This window comes from uncultured Agitococcus sp., assembly GCF_937920075.1.
Lineage (GTDB): Bacteria > Pseudomonadota > Gammaproteobacteria > Pseudomonadales > Moraxellaceae > Agitococcus.
Map to the genome: position 1 here is coordinate 1 of NZ_CALETI010000230.1, position 5,947 is coordinate 5,947.

The 5,947-nt window shown below is 41.7% G+C and carries 5 protein-coding genes; 3 read left to right on the forward strand and 2 right to left on the reverse strand.

All coding sequences use genetic code 11. The features are described from left to right. The coding region (locus tag Q0212_RS08195) for an NAD(P)/FAD-dependent oxidoreductase (protein WP_297924384.1) at window positions 1-1,016 on the forward strand (1,016 nt) is incomplete at its 5' end. Between the two features lie 139 nt (window positions 1,017-1,155). On the opposite strand, the gene Q0212_RS08200 is transcribed toward Q0212_RS08195, so the two are convergent. Further along, window positions 1,156-2,358, reverse strand: coding sequence for an acyl-CoA dehydrogenase family protein (locus Q0212_RS08200; RefSeq protein ID WP_297924386.1), 1,203 nt, complete (start codon window positions 2,356-2,358; stop codon window positions 1,156-1,158). Window positions 2,359-2,375: 17 nt separating this feature from the next. Then, window positions 2,376-3,689 (reverse strand): acyl-CoA dehydrogenase family protein, encoded by a 1,314-nt coding sequence (locus tag Q0212_RS08205; RefSeq protein WP_297924388.1) that lies wholly within the window; start codon window positions 3,687-3,689, stop codon window positions 2,376-2,378. Between the two features lie 338 nt (window positions 3,690-4,027). Between Q0212_RS08205 and Q0212_RS08210 the strand changes: the two genes are divergently transcribed. Next, complete coding sequence (locus tag Q0212_RS08210) at window positions 4,028-4,927, forward strand: hypothetical protein (RefSeq protein ID WP_297924390.1); 900 nt, start codon at window positions 4,028-4,030, stop codon at window positions 4,925-4,927. An 88-nt stretch (window positions 4,928-5,015) separates the two neighbouring features. After that, a complete protein-coding gene (locus tag Q0212_RS08215) occupies window positions 5,016-5,423 on the forward strand; it encodes a hypothetical protein (RefSeq protein WP_297924392.1) in 408 nt (135 codons plus the stop codon). Window positions 5,424-5,947: the final 524 nt, after the last annotated feature.

Consider the following 5,947-nt stretch of genomic DNA (forward strand, 5'->3'; position numbering starts at 1 on the left):
TATCTGCCAATCCGCACTTTTGTATTTCTGCACTCAATCGTTACACTCAATGGGATTTTATTGCACTGGTTGAAAAGCATCGTATTGCTTATCATGAGCGTAAACATGGCCAGTTATTTTGTAATGACTCGGCTAAAGATATTTTGAACATGTTGTTAGCCGAATGTGAACGTACTCAACACGTGACCATTCAAACCCATTGTCAAATTGAAAAAATTAGCCCAGTCAATGATGCTGATCATCGTTTTCATCTAAATACCAGTAAAGGTCAATTTGCTTGTCAGTCTTTAGTGATTGCCACAGGTGGTTTGTCGATTCCCACGATGGGGGCGAGTGCTTTTGGTTATGAAGTGGCTAAACAATTTGGTCATCAGGTCTTGCCAACCCGCGCTGGTTTAGTACCATTTACTTTTACCGATAACATCAAAGCAGTGACAGAGCGTTTATCGGGCTTAGCCTTAGATGTGACCATGACCGCCAAAGATAACACCAGTTTTAACGAAAATTTGTTATTTACCCATCGGGGCTTAAGCGGGCCTGTTGCTTTGCAATTATCCAACTATTGGCAATTAGGTGAGGCGGTAGCAGTGAATTTATTGCCGCAATTAGAAATGAATAATTGGCTAAAAGAGCAAAAACAGCAACATCCTAAATCCTTATTACGTACACAGTTAACCCCGCTATTAAGTAAAAATTTGGTACTGGAGTTACAAAACTTACATTGGCCAAGTTACGTCGAAACGCCATTGGCTGAAATACCTGATAATGTCTTGTTAGCCGTAGCTGATGCCTTGCAAGCATGGCAGTTAAAGCCATCAGGCACAGAAGGGTATCGCACCGCAGAAGTGACGTTGGGTGGTGTGGATACGCGCGAGTTATCGTCTAAAACGATGGAAAGTAAAAAGCAAAAAGGCTTGTATTTTATTGGCGAAGTCGTAGACGTGACTGGCTGGTTAGGGGGGTTTAACTTTCAGTGGGCATGGTCGTCGGGGGTAGCGGCAGGGGAGTTTGTGTGATATGGGGCGAGAAAATGACCTAGGCTGAGCATTTTGCTCAGAAAAGATTTTTGCGTTGGTTGCCCTTCGACTTCGCTCAGGGAACGGAGTCGAGGGGGTTGAGTGGTGGTCACTGAGCGCAGCCGAAGTGAATCGAAGCCTACTTCAACTCAGCCGAGCTTTTGTTTAATACTCTACGCGCCACAATCAACAATTGAATTTGTTGTGTGCCTTCAAAAATATCTAAAATTTTTGAATCACGTGACCATTTTTCTAACAGCTCATCTTCACTGTAACCTAATGCACCGCACAACTCGACACACTTTAAGGTTACTTCATTCGCTACACGACCTGCTTTTGCTTTAGCAATAGACGCTTCTTTGGAGTTAGGGATTTTGTTATCCGCTAACCAAGCCGCTTTAAGCGTTAACAAACGAGCGGCTTCCCATTCGGCTTCTAAACGATTTAAGGTGGCTTCGGCAAACGAGGCTTGCATGGGTTGTGCGCTGTAGTTAACCGATAAGCTGTCTTTTAATAATTCACGTGTACGGTCTAAAGACGCTTTAGCCACACCAATGGCCATTGCAGCCACTAAAGGACGTGTATTATCAAAGGTTTGCATGACCCCTGCAAACCCTTTTTGTACATCAACTTCGGGTGTACCCAACAAATTAGCGGCAGGCACACGACAGTTAGTAAAGGTGATTGCTGCGGTGTCGGAGGCTTTAATACCGAGCTTTTTCTCTAAACGGGTGACTTCCATGCCTGCTGTGCCATGTTGTACCACAAAAGATTTAATCGCCGCACGACCTAAGTTTTTGTCTAAGGTTGCCCAAACCACCACGCTATCGGCACGCGCACCCGAAGTCACATAAATTTTTTCACCATTTAACACATAATGGTCGCCATCTTTGGTAGCGGTGGTACGAATCGCTGCCGAGTCAGAGCCACAGTTTGGCTCAGTAATCGCCATCGCTGCCCACATGCCTTTGAAGCGTTTGAGTTGTTCTTCATTGGCAACCGCAGCAATGGCGGCATTACCCAAACCTTGACGTGGCATTGCTAACAATAAACCCACATCGCCCCAGCACATTTCAATAATGCCTAGAACGGCTGACATATTAGAGCCATTTTTAACGCCAGAACCACTGCTGGTTGTGCCAGAGCCTGTGCTGCTTGCACCCACAGCATCAGGTGAACCTTCGTTCATGCCATCTAATAAAGAAGCAAGCATATCCAATTCTTTAGGATACTCATGTTCGGCTTTATCATATTTACGCGAAATAGGACGTAATACATTGACCGCCACTTGATGCGCTTGTTCAACCAACATATTAAATTTTTTCGGATTTTCTAAATACATGATTTTGCTCCTTATAATTATAAATGTAAGCCACTGTACATGACAGCTAAACAACGCATATCACGATACCAACGCTCGACGGGATGTTCTTTGGTAAAACCATGACCACCCAATAATTGCACGGCATCTGTACCCAATTTCATGGCTTTTTCGGCACATAAAATCTTGGCTAAATAGGCTTCACGGTGAAACTCTTTGCCTTGTTCGGCTAAAGCACAAGCACGCCATGTCATTAAACGCATTGCTTCTAATTCAATCGCCACATCAGCCACCATAAACGCCACACTTTGACGATGGCTAATGGGTTCGCCAAAGGCTTCACGTTCGTTTACATAAGGCACTAAATAATCCAAAATCGCTTGACCACAACCCACCGCCAATGCACACCATGCCAAACTACCAAAGTCTAAAAAGGCTTGATAATCAAAAGTAGCAGGAAAACGATTAGTGGCAGGAATACGCACCTCTTTTAAGTGTAAGGTTTTGGTGGCGGCAGCTTTTATGCCCATCGCTGAACCATCACTTAGGCTTAAACCTGCGGTGCCACTTTCCACAATAAACAGGGCAGGCGTGCCTTCCACATCAGCTGCCACAATAAATAACTCAGCATCAGAACCTGTTAACACAAGGGCTTTTTCACCATTGAGCAAATAATCACTGCCGACTAATTTGGCACTGGTATTGAGTTTGTTGGGGTCAAATAAAGGTGTTTTTTCAACCACCGCTAACGCTGCTTCGGGAGGATTTTCGCTCGCAAAAGCCCGTAAATAACGCTCTTGTTGTTCGGCACTGCCCCAACGCGCTAAGGTGTTGGCAACACTGACCGAGCTATACAAAGCGGCTGCAATGCCCATGTCGCCATAGCCTAAATCTTCTAAAATCAGCATTTGGGTGGTGGTATTGTCTTCGGTTGCCATTCCGCCTAAAGCTTCTGGCACAGCGTAATACATTAAGCCTAATTCTTTGGCTTGAGCGAGTAATTCGGCAGGAATAGCCGCAGCAGCATCACAGTCATGCGCCGCAGGGCGAATCATTTCTTTGGCAAACATGGTTAAGCTGTCACGAATCATTTGTTGTTCGTCAGACAAACTTAAATCAAAGACTCTTTTAGCCGCACTAGAGACTAAACGGGTGGCTTGATTATTGGCTTTGCCCGAACTGGCAAACTGACGGCTGACTTTGGTCATTACCTTAAAGCCCGTTTTGCTGCCTTGGTAAAGCATTTTTTCAATTGGTTTACGCAGGTTTAATTTGTCTGGCCAATCACTGCTGGCAATTTGATTTAAAATGGCAAGACCCATGCCTTGTGCTTGCCCCATGAATGTAGTCATTGTTTTTCCCCTCTACGTTATGTTTAAGAACGGTAGATGCTTCGTTCTTAATTTTTAACAAGTTATTTGGTTTAGCTTTCACCATGATACTTTTCTACGCGAGAAAACTCCCTCTCACTTTGGGAGAGGGCTGGGATGAGGGCTTAACCTTGACATTGTTTGATGATTTGATAGTCGCACAGCTACAAATAGAATCATTAGCTTTTAAAAATTTTTCTGCGCTAAAAAAGTCAATTGATGAAAAAATTATTTTTGTCAGACAATACTCAAAGATAATAAAGATTATTTGGTTAGAATGTGCGCCACTAAAACGGATGACAGTGTTGGTTCTAACAAATATGAATACTATCGCACTATCGCACTATCGCACTATCGCACTATTAGCCATAGCTAGCACTTATTCTTCTCTTGTATTAGCAGACTTACCTTTAAGTTTAGATGAATTATTAACACAACAAAAACAAACTCGTTTAGAGATAGGTCTTACTTATGCCAATCACAAACAAATGGGTTTAGGTCAAGCTGAGCCTGTTCTTATTCAAATATCACCCACACAATTTATTTCAATTCCTAGTCAAATTGGAGATAGTGAAAGTTACGCTGATACAACAATTCTAAATATATCTGCCAAATATGGTTTTAATGCTCGCACCGAGTTGTATGCCAGAGTCAGTGCTTTAAGTACGCAAAATAGACGTTTGGCTTTTGATGAGGTTCATTCCCAAAGCGATAGTTATGTATCAGATGTGTGGCTAGGTATTAATCATGTTTTTGTGCAAGAAAATACAAGCCCCGCTCTTGTTGCATTTGCTGAATTACCTGCTTACGAGGCAACATCAACAAATTCAGATGCCTTAAAAGCAGTTTTAGTTGGTTTTACATCTTATCGGGTTACAGACCCCATTATTTTCTCATTAACATCCGCTTATAAAGCAAATCTAAAACGTGTTTTAGATAACGGCTCATCTTATTTGCCAAGTAATTATTTTTTACTTTCACCTTCGATTGGGTTTGCTGTTAATGCCGATGTTACCCTAAATATGGGGTGGCAATGGCGTAATGTGTCTGCTGCAAAGCACAATAGCCAAACAACAGGATTACGGCAAACATTGACTGATTTAAACATAGGTGCTGGGTGGGGATTGAGCAAAAAAAGCACAGTTATTTTTAATGTTAAAACAAATATTTCGGGTGGATTAGGCTCGGAGCTAGGTATTAATTGGGTGTTTAAATTGTAATTTAACATCTAGTTAAGTGCGCTGTGTGGCGCAAAAGTAGTAGGTGAGTTTACCTACAAAATAGATGCTATTAACGAGGATTGTAAGCATGAAAAACGTAACAACAATGACTGTATTAGCGGCTGTATTTGCCAGTCAGATGAGTTTTGCCAATGATGCACCATTGATTGATGAGTCTGTTAGTTTTGCCTTTGCTAATTCAACTAGTCTTAATGTTCACGCATTAGGCGAGCAAGAAATGAAAGAAACCGAAGGGGCTTTTTGGAATTATGTAGGACTTGGTTTTGTAGGTGGTGGCTTTGGTGGTTTAAATTACGCTTATTCTGTTCCATCTAGTCAAAGAACTTATGGTGGCTGGGCTATGGCAATAGGTAGTGGTGCAGTTGGTACAATGATAACGGGAACTCCATTTGGCGCAACAAGAACAGCATTATATGGTGGTTCTATTGCATATGTTGGCGGTCAATGGTCAACATCCAGTTGGGGGCGTCGTTAAGTATTAGCAATGCTTATGCGGCAATAACTTAAAATCAGAATTTACTGCATGAAAAAATCTGGTTTTTTCTTTGGAGGATGTTGATTACATCCTCCAGTTTTTTACGATTCGAAAAAAAGTATGTCCATTTTCTATTTTTTTATTTTGGCATCTTTGTACTTTTCAGCATCAACTGTCGTTAGTGCTAAAAAAAACTATATCACGATGTTATTTTTTGCATTTTATCTTGTTGTTGGCATTAGTTTTTATGTGACACACCCCAATACGAGTGAGATAATACGGTGTACAGGAGCAACCTTTTTTCCTTTGGCTGCAATTTTATTGTTGTTTCTATTAAAAAATTCAAAGAGTTAGTTATGAAGTTCTACGTATTGATGGTATTGTCAGTGTTATCAAGCAATGTTGCATTTGCTGAAGATAAAACTAAATTAGCACAACAATTAATGGCATTAGATGGTTCTGCTGCTGCCGTCCAGTCTATTAAAGAAGGTATGATGCAGCAAATTAAGCAAAGTTTACCACCT

Excerpts from the sequence above, each read along its gene's own strand:
- Q0212_RS08215 (WP_297924392.1), top strand. The coding sequence starts at position 5,016 with ATGAAAAACGTAACAACAATGACTGTATTAGCGGCTGTATTTGCCAGT.
- Q0212_RS08200 (WP_297924386.1), bottom strand. The coding sequence starts at position 2,358 with ATGTATTTAGAAAATCCGAAAAAATTTAATATGTTGGTTGAACAAGCG.
- Q0212_RS08210 (WP_297924390.1), top strand. The coding sequence starts at position 4,028 with ATGAATACTATCGCACTATCGCACTATCGCACTATCGCACTATTAGCC.
- Q0212_RS08205 (WP_297924388.1), bottom strand. The coding sequence starts at position 3,689 with ATGACTACATTCATGGGGCAAGCACAAGGCATGGGTCTTGCCATTTTA.